Here is a 22198-nt window from a genome sequence, read left to right as displayed (position 1 = left end):
GCAACGTCGTATCCCACGCCTCTCTTCGAGTTCTTCCATGTCCAAAACCGTGTCTCCGCTTGCGCCCAAGTCGTTCCCGACACTTTCCGCCATCGACGGCGTCAGGATCGCGACGGCGGAAGCCGGCATCCGATACAAGAACCGAACCGACGTTCTCTACGTGACCCTGCCCAAGGACACGACCGTGGCGGGTGTGTTCACCCGCTCCAAGTGCCCCTCGGCCCCGGTCGACTGGTGCCGCAAGAATCTAGGCAAGGGCACCGCCCGGGCTCTGGTCGTGAATTCGGGCAATGCCAATGCCTTCACGGGCAAGAAGGGCGCGGAAGCGGTCAAGCTCACCGCCGATATCGCCGCCGAGGCGGCAGGCTGCCGGGCCTCGCAGGTCTTCATCGCCTCCACGGGCGTCATCGGCGAGCCTCTCGACGCGACGAAGTTCGAGAATGTGCTCGCGGCTTGCGAGAAGAAGGCGAAGCCCACCGCTTGGCTTGACGCCGCCAAGGCGATCATGACCACCGACACCTTCCCGAAGGTAGCGACCCGCACGGCCATCATCGGCGGCGTCCCGGTCACCATCAACGGCATCGCCAAGGGCGCCGGCATGATCGCCCCCGACATGGCGACCATGCTGTCCTTCATCTTCACGGACGCGCCCATCGCCGCCCCGGTGCTGCAGGCGCTTCTGAAGAAGGGTGCCGACAAGAGCTTCAACTGCGTGACGGTGGATAGCGACACCTCCACGTCGGACACGCTGCTCTTCTTCGCGACGGGTGCGGCCGCTGCCAAGGGTGCTCCCGCTATTTCCCTGCCGAGCGACCGACGCCTGAAGGAGTTCCGCGGTGCGCTGGAAGGCCTCTTGTGCGATCTCGCCCAGCAGGTCGCCCGCGATGGCGAGGGCGCGCGCAAATTCGTGACCGTGAAGGTGACCGGTGCCACCGGCGCGACTTCGGCCAAGCGCATCGCCATGGCGATTGCCAATTCCCCACTGGTAAAGACGGCGGTCGCCGGCGAGGATGCCAATTGGGGCCGCGTGGTCATGGCCGTCGGCAAGGCCGGCGAGCCGGCCGAGCGCGACAAGCTCGCGATCTGGTTCGGAGATATCCGCGTCGCGGTCAAAGGCGCCCGTGACCCGGAATACAGCGAGGCGAAGACCTCCGCCTACATGAAGGGCGACGAGATCACGATCCGGGTCGATCTCGGCCTCGGTCGGGGCGAGGCCACCGCGTGGACCTGCGACCTGACCAAAGCCTATGTGGAGATCAACGGAGACTACCGGAGCTGATCGAAAGGTCAGCTATGGTACGACGGTGACCTTCATCTTCGTGGTGACCCGCATCGGGGCGCCATACTGGTCCGTTCCAATGATGGCGTAGGAGAACTCGTCGGGGCCTCGATAGCCCGGCTTGGCGACATAGAACGGCATGATGCCGCGAACACCCGCCATCCCGGCCTTCGGCTTCTGAACAATGGCCGCTTCGCTAATCGCGCCCTGGATACCGTTGAGGCCGAAGCCGCAGCCCTTGCCGGCCTTGACGGTCATTTCCCCTTGCAGATCCGCGACATGCGAGTTGAAGATCATAGGTGTGACGGTGCAGTCCTGGGCTTGCGCGTCGGCCCCAAGGGACGTGCAGGTAAGGCCGAGAATGGCCAGGACGACATGCTTTCTCATAGGTTTCTCTCCGCAGTTTTAGCAACGAAATTTCATTGCATATTTTTACCTATCGCGGAAGTTGTACCTAGCAAGACCGCCGCCTGATCGATCGAAGCGGCCTGTGCCAAAGCACACACGAAGCCATTGGAAGGCTCATGAAATTCGGTTCGCTCCAGCTCGAAAGCAGGCTAAGAGACGGAAAAACAGTTACCCGACGCCACGCTTTCACGCGGATCCCAACGTGCCCCCTCTCAAGCTCACTCTCGTCGTTGCCGTCGCCCTGATCGATACGGACAATCGCATCCTCCTGGCGCAGCGACCGGAAGGAAAGCAGCTCGCCGGATTATGGGAATTTCCCGGCGGCAAGGTGGAACCGGGCGAGCGGCCGGAGGAGACGCTGATCCGCGAGCTGCGCGAGGAACTGGGCATCAGTGTGAAGGAGCCCTGCCTCGCGCCCCTGACCTTCGCGAGCTATCCGTACGAGACCTTCCACCTGCTCATGCCGCTCTATATCTGCCGTCGCTGGGAAGGCTTCGTGCAGCCGCTCGAAGGCCAGGCCCTGAAATGGGTCAAGGCCCAGGAGCTGCGCAGCTATCCGATGCCGCCCGCCGATGAGCCCCTGATCCCGTTCCTTGTCGATCTGCTCGGACCCTGAAGAACGCTCATGTCCTCCCAGGATATCGGGGCGGTCGCATCGCCGCCTGCGCCTACCGCCGCCTTCGTCATCTCCAATCTGCTGATTTGCTCGTTTCTGTGGGGCAGCTCGTTCCTGCTCGTGAAGCTGAGTGGCAACCTGAACCCCTTCGTGCTTGCCGCCATGCGTGGGCTGATCGGGGCCGCATCCCTTGCCTTGTGGTTCATCCTCCAGGGCAAGAGCATTCTGCCCCAGCGCCACGAATGGCGCATCTGGGCCGTTCTGGGAACGCTCAACGGCTGGCTGCCGAACGTGCTCCTGGCCTATGCCCTGACGCAGCTTCCCACCGCACCTGCCGGCATGATCCAGGCCTCGTCCCCGCTGATCGTCGCCGTGCTGTCGCATTTTCTGTTTGCTGATGAGCGGCTGACGCCGCAGCGCTTCGTCGGAGTGCTCATCGGCTTCCTCGGCATGGGCATCCTGATCGGCCCCGCCGCCCTGCCGGACAGCGGCATCAATGCCACCGGCGCATTTGTCATGGTCACCGTCGCCTGCAGCTATGCGACGGCGAACATCTATGTGCGCACCGTCAGGCAGGCGGAACCGGCGCGCATGGCACTCGGCCAGCAGATCTGCTCCGGCTTTGCCGCAACGGTTCTGGCGCTGACCTTCGTGGGACCCTCGGCCTTCGCGTCCGTGCCGTCGCATCTGGCCCCGCTGCTTGCGCTCGGTGCCCTGTCCACGGCCCTGCCGATCCTGCTCTTCATGCACCTGATCCGCCGCACCGGCCCGACCCGCGCCTCGATGGTGGGCTATCTCGCGCCGATCTGGACGACGATCATGGCGGTGCTGTTCCTCGATGAGAGCATTGGCCTGCGCGAACTCACCGGAGGCGCCGTAGTGCTAGCAGGTGTGGCGCTGGTCTCCTTGAGCGGAAGGCTCAGGCCAATTCGCTGAGCGTTGCGCGCGTCTCGGGCGGGATCTCCACCGGCCGCTGGGTGGAGCGGTCCACATAGACATGGACGAAATGACCCTGGGCGACGGCCTGCTCGGCACGGGCCTTGAAGATCCCGATCCGGTAGCGCACCGAGGAGCGTCCGAGATGGGCGACCGCGATGCCGGCCTCCAGCGCATCGGGAAACGCGACGCTCTCGAAATAGGTGCAGCCCGATTCCACCACGAGGCCGATAATCGGGCTCTCGGCGATGGCAAGCAGGCCCTTCTCGACGAGCCAACCATTCACGGCGCTATCGAAATACGAGTAGTAATGCACGTTGTTCACGTGCCCGTAGGCATCGTTGTCCATCCAGCGGGTCGCGATGGGACGAAAGAGCCTGAAGGTGGAGCGGTCGGGACGTGCGGGACGATCTGACATGACGTCCGTCACCACGCCGCTTCATAGATCGCGCGTGCATCCTCAAGGGTAAGCGGACGCGGGTTGTTCACGAGAAGCCGTGTCTGTTTCATCGCATCCTCGGCCATCATCGGCACGGCCTCCTGCGGAATGCCCACATCCCGCAAGCGCGGCTGCAGCCCGACTTTCGTGCACAAGGCGGAGAGCGCCTCGACAAAAGCTGAGCCGGTCGCACGACCTTCGAGCTCCGGAAAGGCGTGAGGCGCAAGCTCCGCATAAGCGGCCTCGCAGGCGCTGGTATTGAAGCGCAGTACATGCGGCAGCACGAGGGCGTTGGAGAGCCCATGCGGAATACCGAAATGTCCGCCGATGGGATAAGCCAGTGCGTGAACGGCGGCGACCGGCGAATTGGCGAAGGCCTGGCCCGCGAGCATGGAGCCGAGCAGCATGGCCGAACGGGCTTCGAGATCGCTTCCCTGATGCACCGCGCGCTCGATGTTACGTCCGAGCAGCGCTAAGGCTTCCTTCGCCAGGGCCTTTGAGACCGGATTGTTGTTGGGGCTCGTCGAGGTAAAGGCCTCGATGGCGTGCACCATCGCATCGATGCCGGTCGCCGCCGTCACATGCGGCGGCAGATTCATGGTGAGATCCGGATCGAGCAGCGCGATGTCGGGAATGATGAGCGGCGAGACGACCCCCTTCTTCTCGTGCGCCCCAGTGGTGACGATGGAGATCGGCGTGACCTCCGATCCAGTGCCGGCCGTTGTGGGAATGGCGAGCAAAGGCAGCCGGGGGCCCTTCGCGATGCCGACGCCATAAATCTCGGAAAGACTCTCGCCGCTTGCCGCAAGCAGCGCCACAAGCTTCGCCACATCGATCGAGGAACCGCCGCCGAAACCGATGACGGCCCGCGCTTCGAAATTCCTCGCCTTCGCCACCGCGGCCATCACCACGTCCTCAGGCGGATCGGCCACCACCGCGTCGAAGACGTCGACCGCGACGCCCGCCTCCTCCAGCACATGGAGAGCCGGTGCGATCAACCCGGCCTTCACGAGGCCCGCATCGGTGACCACGAGCACGCGCGGCCCGAGCCGTTGGGCCGCGATGTCCCCCAAGCGCGCGATGCTGCCGGAGCCGAAAATGAGGGAGGGAGCAGTGTTGAAGATGAACGGCGACATGAGTGTGTCCTCTGTCGTCCGAGATTGCCTTGGGCGTGACATGCCAGCAACCCGCGCCGCTTCAGCCATTAGCAGCAGGCGCTAATCCTGAAACTCCTCGATGGCATCGACCTTCTCCGGATAGAAGGCCAGGTGGTCCTTGATGGCGGTAACGGAGGGGGCAGGCTCCTCATAGGTCCAGGCCGCGTTCTCTCGCACGAGCCCGCCGCCATTGACGGTGAAATACGAGGCATCGCCCTTGTAGGGGCAATGGGTTCTGTGATCGCTGGAATCGAGCAGATCCATGTGCACGTCCTCGCGGGGGATGTAATGCACGACCGGGAGAGTTGCCTCGCGCAGGGTCAGGGCCTGTGTCGTCTCGGCAATGATGAAGCCGCCGAGCATGACCCGGATGCGATGCGGGTTCTTGGTGATGGTGATCGGATGATCCGGGCCGGGCTCTTTCATGGGTCATGGCTTTCCAGAGGAGTCTCTGGAAAATGAAGATAGGGCAACTCGGTTGCAGCCCAAGACAGGGCACGAATCACTTCTTGTCGAGCCGAGGCGCCCCTTCCTTCACGCCGAGCGCATCGGCCAGCCGCGCCTTGGCGGAGCCTGGACGCAAGGGTTTCTGCTGGCTTTCATGCGGCGTCCAGCCGGAGAGCCAAACGATCTCGAAGGTCGCCGGAATGCGCCCATCCGCATCGCCAAAGCGCTCCGCATAGATCTCGGCCGTCCGCAGCAGGGTCGCGCGTCTCAGCGGGACTTTGCGCCGGTCGTGCAGGGCATTGGTCAGCCCCATTCGGCGCAGATCCTGCATGAGGGAGAAGACATTGGCGTAGCGTACCCGGACGATATCCGTATCCGTCACCGGCAAGGCAAAGCCCGCCCGCTGCAGCAGGCCGCCGATATCGCGCAGGTCCGCAAACGGCGCGACGCGAGGGCTGACGCCGCCCTCGACCTCGGCTTCGGCCTGCGTCAGAGACTGACGCAGCTCGGTCAGAGTCGAGCCGCCCAGGAGCGCCCCAATGAACAGGCCATCGGCTTTTAGCGCCCGGCGGATCTGGATGAGAGCGCCCGGCAGGTCGTTGACGGCGTGCAGGGCCAGAAGGGACACCGCGAGGTCGAAGCGCTCGCCCGAGAACGGCAGGTGCTCCTCGTCTCCGAGGATGCTGCCCGCCTCCGGCACCGGCGACAGGCGGATCACCCTCTCGGCGCGCCCGCTCCGGCGCAACATGTCGGCGACAATGGACGTCGGCGTGCCCACATCGAGCGCCAGTGAAAAGGTCCGCAGCACTGCGGAAAGCCGCTCCTCCAGATCCTCGACGGCGCGAACCAGGAGAAAATCGGCATAGCCCTGGTTCAGCGCACGGGCCAGCCGGCGGCGGACAAGGGAGCGGTCGAAGACGAGAGGCGTGTTCATGAGGCGCTCGATATGGCGTGTGCCGGGCGAAGAACCAAGGATTTTTTCAGGAGCGAGCGTGTCATCCCCGACGAGCGCAGCAAGGGAAGGGGATCCATAGCGTTGAGTCTGATCGTGGATCCCCTTCCCCTCCGCTGCACTCCGGCCGGGAATGACACTGGGGCTACAACTCTGAACCTCTGCTCCTCGCCCTCCGAGCCGGCTTCGGCTAAGCTTCCCTTCATGAGCGAACCCCTCGACGTCCAGTCCGTTCCTCTAAGCGCCCGCCTCCGCTTAGGCGCAACGGAGGCTTGGCGCTCGGCTCTCGGCCTGCTCTATCCGCCGACCTGCATCGCCTGCCAGTCCGCCATCGGAGAGCCCCATGCCCTGTGCGCCGCCTGCTGGTCCCACGTTCGCTTCATCGAGCGTCCCTTCTGCGAGAGGCTGGGAACGCCCTTTGCGGTGGATCTCGGCCAGCCGCTGCTCTCGCCCGCCGCCATCGCGGACCCGCCGGTCTTCGGACGCGCCCGGGCCGTAGCCGAATATGACGGCACCGCGAGCCTGCTGGTGCACCGGCTCAAATACAACGACCGCCTGGAGCTCGCCAGAGCCTTGGGCGGGATGATGGCCCGTGCCGGCGCTGAGCTTTTGGGCGATGCTGACGTGATCGTCCCCGTGCCTCTCCACCGCTGGCGGCTGTGGTGGCGCCGCTTCAACCAGGCGATGGCCCTGGCCAAGGCGGTCTCGTCCGAGAGCGGCGTGCCCTGCGATCCATTCCTGCTTGCCCGCGTCAAGCGCACCCGTCGCCAGGTCGGGCTCACCAAGGCGCAGCGGCAGGAGAACCTCCAGGGCGCCTTTCGCGTCCCCGTCGAGGCGAAGGCGCGGCTCAAGGGAAAACGGGTGCTCCTGATCGACGATGTGCTGACCACCGGCTCGACGGCCAACGCGGCCTCGCGGGCGCTCCTGCGCGGCGGTGCCACCTCGGTGGATATTCTGGCCTTTGCCCGAGTTGTCCAGGAGTTGTGATGGGAGCCTAAAGCTTCCTATATCCTCGCCATCAAAGGAGAACCCTCTGTCATGCCGTCCATCACGATCTACACCAAAGGCTGGTGCCCCTATTGCTCGGCCGCCAAGAAACTTCTCGACGACAAAGGCGCCGCCTTCACGGAGATCGACATCGAAAAGAAGCCGGAAGCCCGCGCCGAGATGATCCAGAAGGCCAAGGGCCGAACCACCGTGCCGCAGATCTTCATCGGCGAAAAGCATGTCGGCGGCTGCGATGACCTGTATGCTCTTGATGACAGGGGCCAGCTTGAGCCTTTATTGCAGGCCTGACGGAGACCAGATTCCATGACCTCGACCCGCTTCACCGCCGCCTGCATCCAGATGCGCTCCGGGCGCGATGTACTCAAGAACCGCGACGATGCGGTAGCCCTCGTGCGCGAGGCTGCCTCTCAGGGCGCACATTTCGCCCAGACGCCGGAGATGACCTCCTTCGTCTGCCGGGATCGGGACGAGCTGTTCAGCAAGGTCGGTGCGGAGGCGCAGGACCCGGTGCTCGCGGCCCTGCGCGAAGTCGCGCGAGAGCGGAACATCGTGGTCCAGATCGGCTCCATCGCGGTCAAGGAAGGCGACAAGGTCGCCAACCGCGCCTTTCTCATCGGCCAGGATGGCGAGGTCATCGCCTCCTACGACAAGATCCATCTCTACGACGTCGACCTGCCGAACGGCGAGAGCTGGCGCGAATCGGCCACCTATACCGGCGGCGCCTGGGCCGTCGCCGCCGAGACGCCGTGGGGCTATCTCGGCATGACCATCTGCTACGACGTGCGCTTTGCCGCTCTCTACAAGGCGCTGGCCGAAAACGGCGCTTCGTTCCTCTCGGCACCCGCCGCCTTCACCAAGCAGACCGGCGAGGCCCATTGGCATGCGCTGCACCGGGCACGCGCCATCGAAACCGGTTCCTTTATGATCTCCGCTGCTCAGGGCGGCCTGCATGAGGACGGGCGCGAGACTTTTGGCCATTCCGTCATCATCGACCCCTGGGGCCGGGTGCTGGCGGAAGGTGGCACAGAGCCCGGCGTGTTCCTGGCTGAGATCGACACCGCCCTCGTCGCGGAGGTGCGCGGCCGCATTCCGACCCTCAAGAATGCCCGCCCCTTCAAGGTCGAGGTCGTTCCCACCATCGAGACGGATCGGGCGGCGAGCGCCTGATCCCTTCCCTTTCCTAAGCTGAATCCTTAAGTCTCACCAGGACATGATCAAGTATGCCTTGGCCTGCGAGCAGGCCCATGAGTTCGAGAGCTGGTTTCCCTCAAGTGAGGCGTTCGAGACGCAGCGCAAGCGCGGTTTCGTGACCTGCCCGTTCTGCAACTCGGCGAAGGTCGAGAAGCAGATCATGGCACCGTCCGTCGCACGCACGGACAAGGCGCCGAAAGCGCCGGCACCAGAGACGCAGCCTGTCGCAGTTCTCTCCGAAAAGGAACGCGAGCTGCGCGCGGCTTTGCGGGCTCTGCGCGAACACGTGATGAAGAACGCCGAGGATGTTGGCAAAGGCTTCGTCGAAGAAGCGCGCAAGATGCATTACGGCGAGGCGGAAGAGCGCTCGATCTATGGCGAGGCGGACCTCGCCGAGGCGCGGGCGTTACTCGATGAGGGCATCGACGTATTGCCCCTGCCTGTCATTCCGGACGACCGAAACTAGGTTCCTCCAGGTCCGTCTTCAGCCGGTCGAGCATCTCCACCGCACGACCGGCATAAGCCCCAATCCAGCGGTCGTAGATATGCTTGATCGGGAGAGGATTGAGATGGTTCCAGCGCTCGCGCCCCTCGCGCTTGACGATCACGAGGTCCGCGCCTTCCAGAACCTTCAGATGCTGCATCACCGTGCAGCGGTCGAGCGCCGGGAATCGGGCGCATAATTCGCCCGTAGTCTGGGGCTTATCCTTCAACGCATCGAGAATGTCGCGGCGGGTCGCGGCCGATAAGGCCTTGAAGACTCGGTCACTTTTATCGCCGCTTGACATGTTATGTTTTTATAACATGATGGCGCGACACGCAAGGAGATCGGTCATGGAACTAACGTTCAAAGTGTCTGCCAGGATTGCGAAGCCGGTGGCCGAAGTGTTCGAGGCAGTCGCCAATCCCGCCGAACTGTCGCGCTACTTCACGACCGGCGGCGCCAAGGGCCGGCTGGAGACCGGTGCAACCGTCACCTGGGATTTTCACGACTTTCCGGGAGCCTTTCCGGTTCGGGTCGTCGAGGTGGTGCCGGAGAAGCGAATTGTCCTGCAATGGGAAGCCGGCGATAACGATGGACCGGATGCCTCGGGCAGCTACAACACGACCGTGACGATGACCTTCGAGCCGCTCGAAGATGGCAAACGGACCTTGGTCTCGATCTCGGAGGAAGGCTGGCGCGAAACGGAGGCCGGTCTCAAATCGTCCTATAACAATTGCCAGGGCTGGATGCAGATGCTCTGCGCGCTCAAGGCCTACAAGGAATACGGCATCAACCTGCGGGACGGCATGTTCAAGTAGGCGTATGCAATGATCGGAACGAGCCCTGGCCGTTCCGGCTTATGCCTCATCTGAGACGATGATCGGGACGGGCCTCTCTTGACGGTTTTCTTCACCAGCGACACGCATTTCGGCGATCCGCGGGTGCTGCGCATCGACAAGCGTCCGTTCAAGTCGATTCCCGAACACGATGCCGCGCTCATCGCCAATTGGAACGAGGTGGTCTCATCCGAGGACGAGGTCTGGCATCTGGGCGATTTCGCCCTGCATGTGCGCCCGGAACGGATCGACGAATTGCTCGGGCTGCTCAACGGCCGCAAGCACCTGATCATCGGTAACAACGACGGTCCGGGAACGCTGGCGGCGAAGGGCTGGGCGAGTGTGCAGGCCTATGCGGAACTCATGCTCGACGGCCATGCGCTGGTGATGTGCCACTACGCCTTCCGCACTTGGAAGAACATGGGCCGCGGCTGGATCGATCTGCACGGACATTCGCACGCCAAGCTGAAGCCGCAGACACGCCAGTTCGATGTGGGAGTGGACGCGTTCGACTACCGCCCCATTACGCTCGAGACAATTTTGGCCTCCCGGACGAGACGCCGGAAGGCCAATGCGGACGAAATGGTATCTGATTGAAAGAAGCTGTCAGAGCGCAGCTTTCACAGGCTTCAATATCGGCGATGCTTCGGCACGATCGAGCCTGCGGCTCCACAGCGCCAGGAGAAGGCCGGAGGCCGGCAACAGAGCTGCCACCCATGTGACCGAGCCAAGACCCAATCCGTGATCGATCACGAAGCCACCGAGCCAGGCGCCGAGGGCATTGCCGAGATTGAAGGCGGCGATGTTGAGGCTCGACGCCAGGCTCTGGCCGGCACCGTCGGCCTTTTCCAGAACCCACATCTGCAGCGGCGGCACGGTCGCGAAGGCGGCCGCGCCGAGCAGGCCGACGAAGGCGATGGCGGTGACCTTGTTGTGGATGCCGAGAGTCATCGCAGCGAGGACCACGGCAAGCAGACCGAGGGATCCAAGCAAGGTCGCCATCAGGCGCCGGTCGGCGAGCTTGCCACCCAAAAGATTGCCCAGCACCAAACCGCCGCCGAAGACGAGCAGGATCGGCGAGACGGCAGCCTCCGAGAACCCTGTGATCTCGGTCAGGATCGGCGCGATATAGGTGAAGACTGCGAAGACGCCGGCATAGCCGAGCACCGTGGTGAGGAGCCCGAGCAACACAGAGCGGCGCGCCAGCACCTTGAGTTCATCGCGAAAGCTCCCGCCCTCCGCGCTTTCCTGGCGATCCTTCGGCACGAAGAACGCGATGACGGCCAGCGCCACAACGCCGACGAAGGTCACAGCCCAGAAGGTTGCACGCCAACCATAGGCCTGGCCGAGCCAAGTGCCGAAGGGAACGCCAAGGATGTTGGCGACGGTGAGGCCCGTGAACATGATGGCGATGGCTGACGCCTTCTTGTCGGCGGGCACGAGGTTCGTGGCCACGACCGAGCCGACGCCGAAGAAGGTGCCGTGGGCAAACGCCGTCAGCACGCGGGCGGCCATGAGCGTCGCGTAATCCGGCGCGACGGCACAGGCGAGGTTGCCGAGGGTGAACACGATCATGAGGGCGAGCAGCACCGTCTTGCGCGACCAGCGCCCCGTGAGCGTGGTGAGCAGCGGCGCACCGATTACGACGCCGAGCGCATAGCCGGAAATGAGCAGGCCAGCCGCCGAGATCGAGACGCCGAGATCGGCGCTCACCTGCAGCAGCAGCCCCATGATGACGAATTCCGTGACGCCGATGCCGAAGGCGCCGGCCGTCAGGGCATAAAGAGCAAGAGGCATGGGAGACGTCCTTGAAAGCGGCATGGGCCGCCTCGAGCATCGGATTAATCCGATGCTTCGTTTCGCTAAGCGGCGCATCGTTCGGAGCGGAAAACCGGGTCCACTTTTCGCTGACGCGGCCCTCCGGGTCCGCACGATGCGCCGGTTGCCGCAAGATGGACGTCGCCTCGCTTATGAACTAGCCTGCCGCTAGGAATAGAATTTATGAATTGAAGTCACAATGGCGCGGATGGACATCAACCGGTCCGGCGAGATGGAGGTCTTCATCCGGGCCGTCGATCTCGGCGGCTTTTCTGCGGCCGCGCGCGCCTTGCGCATGACACCCTCGGCGGTGAGCAAGCTGATCGCACGGCTGGAGGGCCGCCTCGGTGCTCGCCTTGTCAACCGCTCGACGCGCAAGCTCCAGCTGACGCCGGAGGGCTCGGCCTTCTACGACCGCGCCCTGAGCATCCTGGCCGATCTCGACGAGGCCGAACGCAGCGCTGCGTCGGGGGCGGCCCTGCGGGGCCGCCTGCGTGTGAATACGAACGTTCCGTTCGGCACGCATTACCTCCTTCCCCTCCTGCCGGATTTTCTGGAGCAGCATCCCGAGATCACGGTGGAGATCACGCTGACGGATACCGTCGTCGACCTGCTCGAGGACCGCGCCGACATCGCCATCCGCGTCGGCCCGCTGAAGTCGTCGCAGCTTGTGGCGCGCAAGCTCGGTGAGAGCCGGATGATGCTGGTGGCGGCGCCCTCCTATCTGGACCGGCACGGCATGCCGCAAAACCCGGAGGATCTTGTTCGTCACAACCTTCTCGGTTTCAGCTTCGCCCGTCAGAGCAACGGCTGGCCGTTCAAGGACCGGAAGGGCCATGTCAGCGCCGTCGTGCCGACCGGCAATGCGCAGATCAGCGATGGCGAATCGATGCGGCTGCTCGTGCTCACCGGCCTCGGCATCAGCCGCCTGTCGCAGTTTCACATCGGACCCGACGTCGAAGCCAGACGGCTCGTGCCGGTGCTCGAGGCCTACAATCCCGGCGATACGGAAAGCATTCACGCAGTCTATGTCGGCGGGGGCCATCTCCCCGCGCGGGTTCGGGCCTTTCTCGACTATCTCGTCGAAACGGTGCGTCTGGATTGAGTGGAAACGCGTCTGGTTTTGTGATGGGTAAGGGCGCTGAAGGCTTGTCCTTCGAGCACCTCACGTGTGACCGGCGCTGCCCGAGTAGGAGACAGGAATGGATCGGCCGAAAAGCGATCTGAAGCCCGCCCATCGCATCACGCTGATGCGCCGATTCTTCGACAGTGAGGCCTCCGGCGGCATCATTCTCATGGGTGTGACGGTCATCGCTCTCGCCGTCGCCAACTCACCTCTGGCAAGCATCTATTTCAGCGCTCTGAAGACCTATGTGCTGGGCCTGAGCGTCCTGCACTGGATCAACGATGCGCTCATGGCTGTGTTCTTCCTGCTGGTGGGGCTCGAGATCAAGCGCGAGATGCTGGACGGACAGCTCTCCACCTGGCCGCGCCGGATCCTGCCCGGCATCGCAGCCCTTGGCGGCATGGTGGTTCCCGCCCTCATCTATCTCGCCATCACCTGGAACCAGCCGGAGCTGCGCAACGGCTGGGCGATCCCGACCGCCACCGACATCGCCTTTGCCCTCGGCGTTCTTGCGATCCTCGGCTCGCGGGTGCCGACAACGCTCAAGATCTTTCTGACCGCCCTTGCCATCCTCGACGACCTCGGCGCGATCATCATCATCGCGGTCTTCTACACCAGCGACCTTTCGCTTCCGATGCTCGGCATGGCTGCTCTCTGCCTTGCCGCGCTCATTGCGTTCAACCGCTTCAATCTGACAGCACTCCTCCCCTATCTCGCCGTCGGCGCGATCCTATGGTTCTTTGTGCTGAAATCCGGCATCCATGCAACGCTTGCGGGCGTCGCACTCGCCCTCACGATCCCGCTGCAGGCCCAACCGAAGAAGACCAGGGCCGAGGATTCGCCCCTGCACCAGCTGGAACACGCCCTGCAGCCTTGGGTCGCCTATGCGGTCATCCCGATCTTCGGCTTCGCCAATGCGGGCCTGCCGCTTTCAGAGCTGTCGTTCGGCTACCTCCTAGACCCCTTGCCGCTGGGCATCGCCATGGGCCTTTTCATCGGCAAGCAGCTCGGCGTCTTCGCATTCTCGGAAATCGCCATCAGGCTCGGTCTTGCCGACATGCCTGCGGGCGCGAGCCGCGCGCAATGCTACGGCGTCGCGCTGCTCTGCGGCATCGGCTTTACCATGAGCCTTTTCATCGGTGCGCTCGCCTTCCCGGATCAGGAGGCGCTGTTGAACGCCACCAAGATCGGCGTGCTTCTAGGCTCGGCCCTCTCGGCGCTCGCCGGCTACCTCGTGCTCAGCATCGCACCGCGGGAGAAGCCTCACGCCCGCGCGGCAAGCAGCATGTAATTGACGCCCGTATCGGACGAGAGCGACCACGTATCCCGCAGCGGATTATAGGCCACACCCTTGAGATCGTGGACGGCGAAGCCCGCTGTCCGAATGGCATCGGTGAGTTCGTCAGGAGTGACGAACTTGTCCCATTCGTGCGTGCCCTTAGGCAGCCAGCGGAGGATGTATTCGGCCCCCACGATGGCGGACGCGAAGGAGCGCAGGGTCCGATTGATCGTCGCCATGGCGAGACAGCCCTCCGGCTTCACCGCCTGGACGCAGGCATTCACGAAGGCCTGCCGGTCGGCCACGTGCTCCACCACCTCCATGGCGAGCACCATGTCGAAAGTTTCTCCGCGCGCGACCACGGCCTCTACGGTCTCGTTGCGATAATCGACCGAGACCCCCGCCCGCTCCGCGTGGAGCCGGGCGACCGAGATATTGGTGGGGGCCGGATCGAGCCCGGTGACCTTGGCGCCGAGCCGTGCCAGCGGCTCCGAGAGCACGCCGCCGCCGCAGCCAACATCGAGGATCGTGATCCCCTCGAGCGAGCGGGCCGAGCGCGGATCGCGCCCGAAGCGGCGGCAGGCCTCGTCCCGGATATAGGCCAGCCGCACCGGGTTGAACTTGTGCAGGACCTTCATGGGTCCCTTCGGATCCCACCAGGTCTCGGCGATTGTCTCGAAACGGGCGACCTCGGCCGGGTCGATGGTCGTGGATGCGCCGTGGGTCATCGGATCCTGTTTCCTGAGGCAAAGAAATCGTTTCCGCGCGTTGACAGGGCGCGGCCCTACCGTCATGTATACGCGCCTTTTCGCGGCGCGAAGGGGCAAAATTTCAATTTCACATCACGGCCTTCCTCGCCCATGCCCCGTCTTGTCATGAAGTTCGGCGGAACATCCGTCGCCACCGTAGAGCGCATCCGCAACGTGGCGCGGCATGTCAAACGCGAGGTCGAGGCCGGTTACGACGTCGCCGTCGTCGTCTCCGCCATGTCGGGCAAGACCAACGAGCTCGTCGGCTGGGTGAAAGAGGCCAATGCCCTCTACGATTCCAAGGAATACGACGTGGTCGTCGCCTCTGGCGAGCAGGTGACCTCAGGGCTTCTCGCCATCGCCCTGCAGGAAATGGGCCTCAAGTCGCGTTCCTGGCAGGGCTGGCAGATCCCGATCATGACCTCGGAAGCCCATGGCTCGGCCCGAATAGCCGCCATCGACGGCACGGGCATCGCCAAGGGCTTTACCGACAACAAGGAAGTCGCCGTCGTCTCGGGTTTCCAGGGCGTGCACCAGCCCTCTGGCCGCATCACGACCCTCGGCCGCGGCGGCTCGGACACCAGCGCGGTGGCGCTCGCCGCCGCCATCCACGCCGAGCGTTGCGACATCTATACGGACGTGGACGGCGTCTACACTACCGATCCGCGCATCGTGCCCAAGGCGCGGCGCCTGGATAAGGTTTCCTATGAGGAAATGCTGGAAATGGCCTCGCTGGGGGCCAAGGTGCTTCAGGTGCGCTCGGTCGAGCTCGCCATGATGCACCGCGTTCCGACCTATGTGCGCTCCAGCTTCGACGATCCCGCCGATCCCAAGCTCGGCACCCTCATCTGCGACGAGGAAGACATCATGGAACAGCAGGTAGTCACGGGCATCGCCTATTCGCGCGACGAAGCCCAGATCACGCTGCGGGACATTGCGGACAAGCCGGGCATCGCCGCTTCGATCTTCGTGCCCCTGGCAGACGCCAACATCAACGTGGACATGATCATCCAGGTCGTGTCCGACAATGCCGCCACCACGGACCTGACCTTCACGGTGCCGACCGCCGATTACGAGCGTGCCTGCGCGATCCTGAACACCCACCGGGACGAGATCGCCTTCAAGGAGCTCCAGGGCGCGACCGACGTGGTGAAGGTCTCGGCCATCGGCGTCGGCATGCGCAGTCATGCAGGCGTTGCGGCCCGCGCCTTCAAGGCCTTGGCCGAAAAGGGCATCAACATCCGGGCGATCACGACCTCTGAGATTAAATTCTCCGTCCTGATCGAATCGGCCTATACGGAGCTTGCGGTGCGCACGCTCCACTCGCTATACGGCCTTGACCAAGCCTGATTGACGAGGGAACTGTCGGGCTGCGACATTTATAATAGATAGCCGCCGGTTCGCCCTGCCGGCTCTTGAAGGACGGGAACTGTAAGCTCATGCCAAGTGCTCCCGGCGGTCCGCGCCTTCTGCTGCGCCGCCTCCGCGAGATCATGGCGGAGCCGGTGGGAGCGCAGGACCGTCTCGACAGGATCGTCACGCAGATCGCCGCCAACATGGTGGCGGAGGTGTGCTCCGTCTATGTGATGCGCGGCGACGGCGTGCTCGAACTGTTCGCCACCGAAGGCCTGAACCGGGAAGCCGTCCACCTCACCATCATGCGCTCCGGCGAAGGACTCGTTGGTCTCATCGCCTCGACGGCCGAGCCCCTGGCGCTTTCCGATGCGCAAAGCCACCCGGCCTTCTCCTACAAGCCGGAGACGGGCGAAGAGATCTATCACGCCTTCCTGGGCGTGCCGCTGCTGCGCGCCGGCAATACGCTCGGCGTTCTCGTCGTCCAGAACCGCACCTATCGCGTCTATACCGAGGAGGAGGTCGAGGCGCTTCAGACCACCGCCATGGTGGTGGCCGAAATGCTCGCGACCGGCGAACTCCAGGCCTTGGCACCTGTGGACACGGGCATCGCGCTGCGCCGCGCCGTCTACCAGAAGGGCGTCGCCCTCGCCGATGGCGTAGGCCTGGGCTATGTGGTGCTCCATGAGCCGCGTGTGGTCGTCAAGAATCTCATCGCCGAGAACATCGAAGCGGAGCTCAACCACCTGGATTCGGCCATCGCCGAGGTGCGGCTGTCCATCGACGAGCTGATCGAGCGCGGAGACGTGGCCCATCACGGGGAGCACCGGGAGGTTCTCGAGACCTTCCGCATGTTCGCCCACGATCAGGGCTGGCTCCGGCGCATGCGCGAGGCGGTCACCTCGGGCCTGACCGCTGAAGCGGCCGTCGAGCGGGTGCAGTCCGACAACCGCGCCCGCATGCTGCGCCAGACCGATCCTTACCTGCGCGAGCGCCTGCACGATCTCGACGACCTCGCCAACCGCCTGCTGCACCGTCTCGTCGGACGCGATCTGGTGGCCGAGCGGGAGCAATTGCCGGAGAACGCCATTCTGGTGGCCCGCTCCATGGGCCCGGCGGCGCTCCTCGACTACGATCGCTCGCGCCTGCGTGGTGTCGTGCTCGAAGAGGGCGGACCGACGAGCCATATCGCCATCGTGGCCCGTGCGCTCGGCATTCCCGCCGTGGGCGAGATCTCGAACGCCACCTCTCTGACCGAGCCCGGAGACGCCATCATCGTCGACGGTGCGGCTGGCGAGGTGCAGATCAGGCCCAATCCGGACGTGGAAGCAGCCTATGCCGAAAAGGCGCGTCTTCGCGCTCGTCGGCAGGAGCAGTATCTCAAGCTGCGCGACGTGCCCTCCATCACCAAGGACGGAGTCGAGGTCACCCTCCAGCTCAATGCTGGCCTCGTGGTCGACCTGCCGCATCTGGCCGAGACCGGGGCTGCAGGCGTCGGCCTGTTCCGCACCGAGCTGCAGTTCATGATCGCCGAGCGGATGCCCTCGGCCTCGGAGCAGCAGGCGCTCTACAGCACCGTCTTCGCGGAGGCCGGGGGCCGGCCGGTCACCTTCCGTACCCTCGACATCGGCGGTGACAAGATCCTGCCCTACATGCAATCCGTCGAGGAGGAGAACCCGGCGCTGGGCTGGCGCGCCATCCGCATCGGGCTCGACCGCCCGGGCCTCCTGCGCGCTCAGATCCGCGCCCTTCTCAAGGCGGCCGCCGGACGGCCGCTGAAGATCATGTTCCCGATGGTGGCGACCTGCGACGAGTTCAAGCGCGCCAAGCAGATCGTGGAACGGGAAGAGACCCATCTCGCCAACCACGGGCATCCGCTGCCGTCGGACCTGAAGCTCGGTGTGATGCTCGAGGTGCCCTCGCTACTGTTCCAGCTCAAGGAAATCTGCGAGAGCGCCGACTTCATCTCGCTCGGCACGAACGACCTGATGCAGTTCTTCTTCGCCATCGACCGCGAGAACCGGCGCGTGGCGGATCGCTTCGATCCCTTGAGCGCGCCTATGCTGCGCGCTCTGAGCATGGTTGCCGAGTATGCGCAGGCGGCCGGCTGCCAGGCCACGATCTGCGGCGAGATCGGCGGGCGTCCCCTCGAGGCCATGGCCCTGATCGGTCTCGGCTTCCGATCGCTCTCCATGTCCCCGGCGGCCATCGGCCCGGTGAAGGCCATGCTTCTGGAAATGAACGTTGTGGAGCTCAGCACCCTGATCCGCGAGGAACTGAAACATGCCGGGGGCGGCGAAACGCTGCGCCCGAAGCTCGCCCATTTTGCGGAAACCCATGGTATTCCGGTCTGATGTCGATTGCGCCTCCCTCTGATCGCCTGAACGCCATTCTCGCCCGCCATGACATCATCATGGCGACGCTCAATGCAGGCCCCGATCCCGAAACCTTCGTCGCCCTCTCGCGCGAGCTGTCCGAGCTCGACGGCGTGGTGGACGCCATCCGCGCCTATCGTGCGATGGAGGACAACCTGAACGGCCTTGAGGCCCTCATCGACGACGCCTCGACCGATGCCGAGATGCGCTCGCTCGCCGAGGACGAGCTGCCGCAGGCGCGGGAGGATCTGGAAAAAGCCGCCCAGGACCTGCGCATCATGCTCCTGCCCCGCGACGAGGCGGACGAGAAGAGCGCCATCCTCGAAATCCGCGCCGGCACCGGTGGCGACGAGGCTGCCCTCTTCGCGGGCGATCTCCTGCGCATGTATACCCGCTATGCGGACCTGAAGGGCTGGAAGGTCGAGATTGTGTCCGAGAGCGAGGGCACGGCGGGCGGCTACAAGGAAGTGGTGGCCGAGATCAAGGGACGTGGCGTGTTCGCGCGGCTCAAGTTCGAGAGCGGCGTGCACCGGGTCCAGCGCGTACCGGACACGGAAACGCAAGGGCGCATCCACACTTCTGCCGCCACCGTCGCCGTGCTGCCAGAGGCCGAGGACGTGGACATCGTCCTCAACGATGTCGATTTGAAGATCGACACCATGCGGGCTCAAGGAGCCGGCGGTCAGCACGTGAACAAGACCGAATCGGCAATCCGCATCACCCACATCCCGACCGGCATGGTGGTGTTCGTCCAGGACGAGCGCTCCCAGCACAAGAACCGCGCCCGCGCCATGGCGCTCCTGCGCGCCCGGCTCTACGACGCCGAGCGCACCGCCAAGGACGCCGCCCGCGCCGCCGACCGCAAGGCGCAGGTCGGCTCCGGCGACCGCTCCGAGCGCATCCGCACCTACAATTTCCCGCAAGGCCGCGTGACCGACCACCGGATCAACCTGACCCTCTACAAGCTGGAAGAGGTGATCAGCGGCAACGCCCTGGACGAACTGATCGACGCTCTGGTCACCGAGCATCAGGCGGCCCAGCTCGCCGCTCAGGACCAGGCGGCATGATCGAGGGCAAAGTCGAAGGACTAAGCCACATCACCCTCATCACCCGCGATCTCGCCCGCATGACCGCCATCGTTGAAGGGGCGCTGGGCGGCCGGGAGATTTACTCTTCGGGCAACGACACCTTCTCCGTTTCGCGGGAAAAATTCTTCGATGTGGGCGGGCTCTGGATCGCCGTGATGGAGGGCGAGAGCCTTCCCACCCGCACCTACAACCACATCGCCTTCAAGATCCCGGCTTCCGCCATCGACGAATATCGGGCACGGATCGAGGCGCTGGGCCTGGAGCTCCGCGAATCGCGCCCGCGGGTCGAGGGTGAGGGTCACTCGCTGTACTTCTACGATGACGACAACCACCTGTTCGAGCTCCATACCGGCACGCTTGAAGAGCGGCTCGAACGCTATCGGCAGGGCTCAAAGTCTTGAAAACCCGCTCCGAGGCCCTGAGGGAGTTGCGCCGGACCCTCTCCGAGGCCGGATTCGACACCGCAGCGCTGGATGCGCGGCTTCTCCTTTTGACGGCCCTTGGCATTTCGGCAACGGATCTTGTCATCCAGCCCGAGACCCTCCTGACGCCGGATCAGGTCGAGACCCTCGCCTCCTTCACCCGACGGCGCCTCGACCATGAGCCGGTCGCCCGGATCGTCGGAACCAGAGAGTTCTGGGGACTGCCCTTCCGCCTCTCGCCCGAGACCCTGGTGCCCCGGCCTGATACCGAAACCGTCGTCGAGACCGCGCTCGGCCTGATCCCGGACCGGCGGGCGCCCCTCAGCATTGTCGATTTCGGCACCGGGTCGGGCTGCATTCTGGTTGCGCTCCTCCATGAGCTGCCCCAGGCGACGGGCCTGGGGGTCGATCTGTCCTTTGGTGCCCTGGTCACCGCACGCCACAACGCGCATGCCAATGGCGTTGGCATGCGCTGTCACTTCGCCCTCGCCCGTTGGGCGGATGCAGTTTCGGGCCCCTTCGACCTGATCGTCTCGAACCCTCCCTACATCGCTTCCGGCATCATCCCGACACTGGATGAGGAAGTGCGGGAGCATGATCCGCGGCTTGCCCTCGACGGCGGACCGGACGGCCTCGAGCCTTACCGTATCCTCTTGGGCGAGGCGGAACGGCTTCTGGCGCCCGGCGGCCTGCTCGTGGTTGAGATCGGCTACGATCAGGCGGACGATTTAAGAAGCTTGGCTGGGGCCCGTGGCCTTGAAGTTCTGCGAATCGCCCACGATCTATCGGACAACCCCCGCTGCATCGCCATGAAGCGATCGTGATGAACGGGATGCGGCTTTTGTGTCCCAGGGTGGGATAAAGTCTGAATTAGCCCTTGTTGGACCGAGAGGAACCCGCTAGATTCGGGTCTAGAGATCGTCCTCGGTCTAAACAAATCGGCAGTCCTTAAGGGACATGCCGGAAGACCAAACGATATCAATCGCGCAGGCAGGGGCTCTTGAAACGGAACAGCCTGGCGCGATCACCTGAACCCGACACTGAAGGATGGCTTGAGCCTTTGAGGGGCCATGGCCGAATGTCAGACGGTTGCCACGCGAACGGTGGGCGTTGAGCCCGTTCGGTGAATATTGGCTTGCATATCGCGTGGGCATGAAGAACCAGCGAGGCTCGTAGAGCGAACGATGAGACCAGGACAAAACAGGCGTATGCGCGGTCGTAACAACAACAACCGCAACAACAACAAGGGGCCCAATCCCCTGACGAAGAGCTATGAGTCGAACGGCCCGGACGTGAAGATCCGCGGTACGGCTCAGCATATTGCCGAGAAATACAGCCAGCTCGCCCGCGATGCGCAGTCGAGCGGCGACCCGGTGGCGGCCGAGAACTACTTCCAGCACGCCGAGCATTATTACCGCATCATCGCCGCCGCCCAGGAGCAGCTGCGCGAGCAGTATGGTTACCAGCAGCAGCGTTCCTTCGACGAGGAAGGCGGCGAGGAAGAGGGCTTCGCCCAGGGAGAGCGCCCGAACTTCGAGCGCGCCGGTGGCGGCGCCCAGGATTTCGGCAATGGCGAGGAGCAGGATTTCGGCTCCCAGCCGCAGCCTTACGACAACCGCGCCGAGCGCCAGCCGCGCTTTGATCGCCAAGACCGTCAGGACCGCGGTGACCGGCAGGAGCGGAACGACCGCCAAGACCGGGGCGACCGTCGCGAGCGCTTCCAGCGCGATCGCGGCCCGCGTCAGGACTTCCAGCGCCAGGATTTGCAGCGCCAGGATTCCCAGCGCCAAGACTCGCAGCGTGACGAGCAGCCCTATGAGGCCCGTTCCGAGGGTGGCGAGCGCAACGAGCGTCCGTCCCGCTTCGACCGCCAGGATCGCGGGGATCGTCCGGAGCGCGGCGACCGCCAGGAGCGGAACGACCGCTTCGAGCGTGGTGACCGCCCCGAGCGCCGCGAGCGCTTCCAGCGCGACCGTCGCCGCGACGAAGCCGAGGCGCCTGAGCAGGGCACCCTGCCGGCCTTCCTGACGAACCCGGTCCGTTCGCCGACTCCGGTTGCCGTCGAGGAGACCCCGCCTGCCGCTCCGGTGGTGCAGGAAGCGGCCAATGACGAGGAAGCCCCTCGTCCGCGCCGCCGCCGCCGCACCCGCCAGGAGATGATCGACGCGGCCAACGCCGAGAATAACGGCTTCACGCCGGATCCGGTCGAGACCCCGGCGGCTGAATAAGCTTCAT

At 64.5% G+C, this 22198-nt stretch carries 25 protein-coding genes; 17 read left to right on the top strand and 8 right to left on the bottom strand.

Going from position 1 to position 22198, the window contains the following annotated elements; all coding sequences use genetic code 11:
* The first annotated feature begins 37 nt into the window (after window positions 1-37).
* A complete protein-coding gene (gene argJ / locus JO965_RS03125) occupies window positions 38-1279 on the top strand; it encodes a bifunctional glutamate N-acetyltransferase/amino-acid acetyltransferase ArgJ (protein ID WP_203442257.1) in 1242 nt (413 codons plus the stop codon).
* A 12-nt stretch (window positions 1280-1291) separates the two neighbouring features.
* Here the strand turns inward: argJ and JO965_RS03120 are convergent, their stop codons facing one another.
* Window positions 1292-1666, bottom strand: a complete 375-nt coding sequence (locus JO965_RS03120) for a hypothetical protein (RefSeq protein WP_203442256.1) — start codon at window positions 1664-1666, stop codon at window positions 1292-1294.
* Window positions 1667-1889: 223 nt separating this feature from the next.
* Between JO965_RS03120 and mutT the strand changes: the two genes are divergently transcribed.
* Both mutT and JO965_RS03110 read left to right on the top strand, forming a co-directional pair.
* The gene (mutT, locus tag JO965_RS03115) at window positions 1890-2303 is read left to right on the top strand and encodes an 8-oxo-dGTP diphosphatase MutT (RefSeq protein WP_203442255.1); all 414 of its coding nucleotides are present in this window, start codon (window positions 1890-1892) and stop codon (window positions 2301-2303) included.
* 9 nt (window positions 2304-2312) lie between these two features.
* Entirely contained in the window at window positions 2313-3239 is a 927-nt protein-coding gene (locus tag JO965_RS03110; protein ID WP_203442254.1) for a DMT family transporter, read from the top strand.
* Here JO965_RS03110 and JO965_RS03105 read toward each other — a convergent pair.
* From JO965_RS03105 to JO965_RS03090, 4 genes are all read right to left on the bottom strand, one after another.
* Window positions 3223-3657, bottom strand: coding sequence for a thioesterase family protein (locus JO965_RS03105; protein WP_203442253.1), 435 nt, complete (start codon window positions 3655-3657; stop codon window positions 3223-3225). The two genes, JO965_RS03110 and JO965_RS03105, sit on opposite strands and share 17 nt — an antisense overlap.
* Before the next feature lie 8 nt (window positions 3658-3665).
* Window positions 3666-4814: an iron-containing alcohol dehydrogenase gene (locus JO965_RS03100; RefSeq protein ID WP_203442252.1), complete on the bottom strand. Its 1149-nt coding sequence runs from the start codon at window positions 4812-4814 to the stop codon at window positions 3666-3668.
* An 81-nt stretch (window positions 4815-4895) separates the two neighbouring features.
* Window positions 4896-5261 carry a DUF427 domain-containing protein gene (locus JO965_RS03095; RefSeq protein WP_203442251.1) on the bottom strand — a complete coding sequence of 122 codons (366 nt, stop codon included), beginning with the start codon at window positions 5259-5261 and terminating at the stop codon, window positions 4896-4898.
* A gap of 76 nt (window positions 5262-5337) precedes the next feature.
* Window positions 5338-6216, bottom strand: coding sequence for a methyltransferase domain-containing protein (locus JO965_RS03090; protein ID WP_203442250.1), 879 nt, complete (start codon window positions 6214-6216; stop codon window positions 5338-5340).
* Window positions 6217-6438: 222 nt separating this feature from the next.
* On the opposite strand from JO965_RS03090, the gene JO965_RS03085 reads away from it, so the two are divergent.
* From JO965_RS03085 to JO965_RS03070, 4 genes are read left to right on the top strand one after another with little or no spacing between them, the layout of a single operon-like run.
* Window positions 6439-7221: a ComF family protein gene (locus JO965_RS03085; RefSeq protein ID WP_203442249.1), complete on the top strand. Its 783-nt coding sequence runs from the start codon at window positions 6439-6441 to the stop codon at window positions 7219-7221.
* Between the two features lie 51 nt (window positions 7222-7272).
* Window positions 7273-7530: a glutaredoxin 3 gene (gene grxC, locus JO965_RS03080; RefSeq protein ID WP_203442248.1), complete on the top strand. Its 258-nt coding sequence runs from the start codon at window positions 7273-7275 to the stop codon at window positions 7528-7530.
* A gap of 15 nt (window positions 7531-7545) precedes the next feature.
* Window positions 7546-8409, top strand: coding sequence for a carbon-nitrogen hydrolase family protein (locus tag JO965_RS03075; protein WP_203442247.1), 864 nt, complete (start codon window positions 7546-7548; stop codon window positions 8407-8409).
* A gap of 43 nt (window positions 8410-8452) precedes the next feature.
* Entirely contained in the window at window positions 8453-8899 is a 447-nt protein-coding gene (locus tag JO965_RS03070; protein WP_203442246.1) for a DUF1178 family protein, read from the top strand.
* Here the strand turns inward: JO965_RS03070 and JO965_RS03065 are convergent.
* Window positions 8877-9221, bottom strand: coding sequence for a helix-turn-helix transcriptional regulator (locus JO965_RS03065; RefSeq protein ID WP_203442245.1), 345 nt, complete (start codon window positions 9219-9221; stop codon window positions 8877-8879). The two genes, JO965_RS03070 and JO965_RS03065, sit on opposite strands and share 23 nt — an antisense overlap.
* Before the next feature lie 46 nt (window positions 9222-9267).
* On the opposite strand from JO965_RS03065, the gene JO965_RS03060 reads away from it, so the two are divergent.
* Together JO965_RS03060 and JO965_RS03055 are read left to right on the top strand one after the other, a co-directional pair.
* On the top strand, window positions 9268-9735 hold the full coding sequence (locus JO965_RS03060) for an SRPBCC domain-containing protein (protein WP_203442244.1): 468 nt from the start codon (window positions 9268-9270) through the stop codon (window positions 9733-9735).
* Between the two features lie 78 nt (window positions 9736-9813).
* A complete protein-coding gene (locus tag JO965_RS03055) occupies window positions 9814-10350 on the top strand; it encodes a metallophosphoesterase family protein (RefSeq protein WP_203442243.1) in 537 nt (178 codons plus the stop codon).
* 9 nt (window positions 10351-10359) lie between these two features.
* On the opposite strand, the gene JO965_RS03050 is transcribed toward JO965_RS03055, so the two are convergent.
* Window positions 10360-11550, bottom strand: a complete 1191-nt coding sequence (locus JO965_RS03050) for an MFS transporter (protein ID WP_203442242.1) — start codon at window positions 11548-11550, stop codon at window positions 10360-10362.
* 220 nt (window positions 11551-11770) lie between these two features.
* Here JO965_RS03050 and JO965_RS03045 point away from each other — a divergent pair, with 220 nt between their 5' ends.
* On the top strand, window positions 11771-12676 hold the full coding sequence (locus JO965_RS03045) for a LysR family transcriptional regulator (protein ID WP_203442241.1): 906 nt from the start codon (window positions 11771-11773) through the stop codon (window positions 12674-12676).
* 97 nt (window positions 12677-12773) lie between these two features.
* Complete coding sequence (nhaA, locus tag JO965_RS03040) at window positions 12774-13988, top strand: Na+/H+ antiporter NhaA (RefSeq protein ID WP_203442240.1); 1215 nt, start codon at window positions 12774-12776, stop codon at window positions 13986-13988.
* On the opposite strand, the gene ubiG is transcribed toward nhaA, so the two are convergent.
* Window positions 13961-14704, bottom strand: coding sequence for a bifunctional 2-polyprenyl-6-hydroxyphenol methylase/3-demethylubiquinol 3-O-methyltransferase UbiG (gene ubiG / locus JO965_RS03035; protein ID WP_203442239.1), 744 nt, complete (start codon window positions 14702-14704; stop codon window positions 13961-13963). The genes nhaA and ubiG overlap by 28 nt on opposite strands.
* 132 nt (window positions 14705-14836) lie before the next feature.
* Here ubiG and JO965_RS03030 point away from each other — a divergent pair, with 132 nt between their 5' ends.
* The 6 genes from JO965_RS03030 to JO965_RS03005 all read left to right on the top strand — a co-directional run bounded on the left by JO965_RS03030 (window position 14837) and on the right by JO965_RS03005 (window position 22191).
* The gene (locus JO965_RS03030; RefSeq protein WP_203442238.1) at window positions 14837-16075 is read left to right on the top strand and encodes an aspartate kinase; all 1239 of its coding nucleotides are present in this window, start codon (window positions 14837-14839) and stop codon (window positions 16073-16075) included.
* A gap of 89 nt (window positions 16076-16164) precedes the next feature.
* Complete coding sequence (gene ptsP, locus JO965_RS03025) at window positions 16165-18432, top strand: phosphoenolpyruvate--protein phosphotransferase (protein WP_203442237.1); 2268 nt, start codon at window positions 16165-16167, stop codon at window positions 18430-18432.
* Window positions 18432-19520, top strand: coding sequence for a peptide chain release factor 1 (gene prfA / locus JO965_RS03020; protein WP_203442236.1), 1089 nt, complete (start codon window positions 18432-18434; stop codon window positions 19518-19520). Before ptsP ends, prfA begins: the two co-directional genes overlap by 1 nt.
* The gene (gene fosX, locus JO965_RS03015) at window positions 19517-19942 is read left to right on the top strand and encodes a FosX/FosE/FosI family fosfomycin resistance hydrolase (protein WP_203442235.1); all 426 of its coding nucleotides are present in this window, start codon (window positions 19517-19519) and stop codon (window positions 19940-19942) included. The genes prfA and fosX overlap by 4 nt, the downstream gene beginning before the upstream one ends.
* A complete protein-coding gene (gene prmC / locus JO965_RS03010; RefSeq protein ID WP_203442234.1) occupies window positions 19939-20787 on the top strand; it encodes a peptide chain release factor N(5)-glutamine methyltransferase in 849 nt (282 codons plus the stop codon). The genes fosX and prmC overlap by 4 nt, the downstream gene beginning before the upstream one ends.
* Window positions 20788-21147: 360 nt before the next feature.
* Complete coding sequence (locus tag JO965_RS03005) at window positions 21148-22191, top strand: DUF4167 domain-containing protein (RefSeq protein WP_246776732.1); 1044 nt, start codon at window positions 21148-21150, stop codon at window positions 22189-22191.
* The last annotated feature ends 7 nt before the right edge of the window (window positions 22192-22198 follow it).

The sequence above is a fragment of the Microvirga sp. VF16 genome, from assembly GCF_016864375.1.
GTDB lineage: Bacteria > Pseudomonadota > Alphaproteobacteria > Rhizobiales > Beijerinckiaceae > Microvirga.
This window is presented reverse-complemented; position numbering and strand designations above follow the sequence as displayed.

Bases quoted from the DNA above. Each gene is read 5' to 3' on its own strand.
- argJ (WP_203442257.1), top strand. From the start codon at position 38: ATGTCCAAAACCGTGTCTCCGCTTGCGCCCAAGTCGTTCCCGACACTT.
- JO965_RS03120 (WP_203442256.1), bottom strand. From the start codon at position 1,666: ATGAGAAAGCATGTCGTCCTGGCCATTCTCGGCCTTACCTGCACGTCC.
- JO965_RS03110 (WP_203442254.1), top strand. From the start codon at position 2,313: ATGTCCTCCCAGGATATCGGGGCGGTCGCATCGCCGCCTGCGCCTACC.
- JO965_RS03105 (WP_203442253.1), bottom strand. From the start codon at position 3,657: ATGTCAGATCGTCCCGCACGTCCCGACCGCTCCACCTTCAGGCTCTTT.
- JO965_RS03100 (WP_203442252.1), bottom strand. From the start codon at position 4,814: ATGTCGCCGTTCATCTTCAACACTGCTCCCTCCCTCATTTTCGGCTCC.
- JO965_RS03095 (WP_203442251.1), bottom strand. From the start codon at position 5,261: ATGAAAGAGCCCGGCCCGGATCATCCGATCACCATCACCAAGAACCCG.
- JO965_RS03090 (WP_203442250.1), bottom strand. From the start codon at position 6,216: ATGAACACGCCTCTCGTCTTCGACCGCTCCCTTGTCCGCCGCCGGCTG.
- JO965_RS03085 (WP_203442249.1), top strand. From the start codon at position 6,439: ATGAGCGAACCCCTCGACGTCCAGTCCGTTCCTCTAAGCGCCCGCCTC.
- grxC (WP_203442248.1), top strand. From the start codon at position 7,273: ATGCCGTCCATCACGATCTACACCAAAGGCTGGTGCCCCTATTGCTCG.
- JO965_RS03075 (WP_203442247.1), top strand. From the start codon at position 7,546: ATGACCTCGACCCGCTTCACCGCCGCCTGCATCCAGATGCGCTCCGGG.
- JO965_RS03070 (WP_203442246.1), top strand. From the start codon at position 8,453: ATGATCAAGTATGCCTTGGCCTGCGAGCAGGCCCATGAGTTCGAGAGC.
- JO965_RS03065 (WP_203442245.1), bottom strand. From the start codon at position 9,221: ATGTCAAGCGGCGATAAAAGTGACCGAGTCTTCAAGGCCTTATCGGCC.
- JO965_RS03060 (WP_203442244.1), top strand. From the start codon at position 9,268: ATGGAACTAACGTTCAAAGTGTCTGCCAGGATTGCGAAGCCGGTGGCC.
- JO965_RS03050 (WP_203442242.1), bottom strand. From the start codon at position 11,550: ATGCCTCTTGCTCTTTATGCCCTGACGGCCGGCGCCTTCGGCATCGGC.
- JO965_RS03045 (WP_203442241.1), top strand. From the start codon at position 11,771: ATGGCGCGGATGGACATCAACCGGTCCGGCGAGATGGAGGTCTTCATC.
- nhaA (WP_203442240.1), top strand. From the start codon at position 12,774: ATGGATCGGCCGAAAAGCGATCTGAAGCCCGCCCATCGCATCACGCTG.
- ubiG (WP_203442239.1), bottom strand. From the start codon at position 14,704: ATGACCCACGGCGCATCCACGACCATCGACCCGGCCGAGGTCGCCCGT.
- JO965_RS03030 (WP_203442238.1), top strand. From the start codon at position 14,837: ATGCCCCGTCTTGTCATGAAGTTCGGCGGAACATCCGTCGCCACCGTA.
- ptsP (WP_203442237.1), top strand. From the start codon at position 16,165: ATGCCAAGTGCTCCCGGCGGTCCGCGCCTTCTGCTGCGCCGCCTCCGC.
- prfA (WP_203442236.1), top strand. From the start codon at position 18,432: ATGTCGATTGCGCCTCCCTCTGATCGCCTGAACGCCATTCTCGCCCGC.
- fosX (WP_203442235.1), top strand. From the start codon at position 19,517: ATGATCGAGGGCAAAGTCGAAGGACTAAGCCACATCACCCTCATCACC.
- JO965_RS03005 (WP_246776732.1), top strand. From the start codon at position 21,148: ATGAGACCAGGACAAAACAGGCGTATGCGCGGTCGTAACAACAACAAC.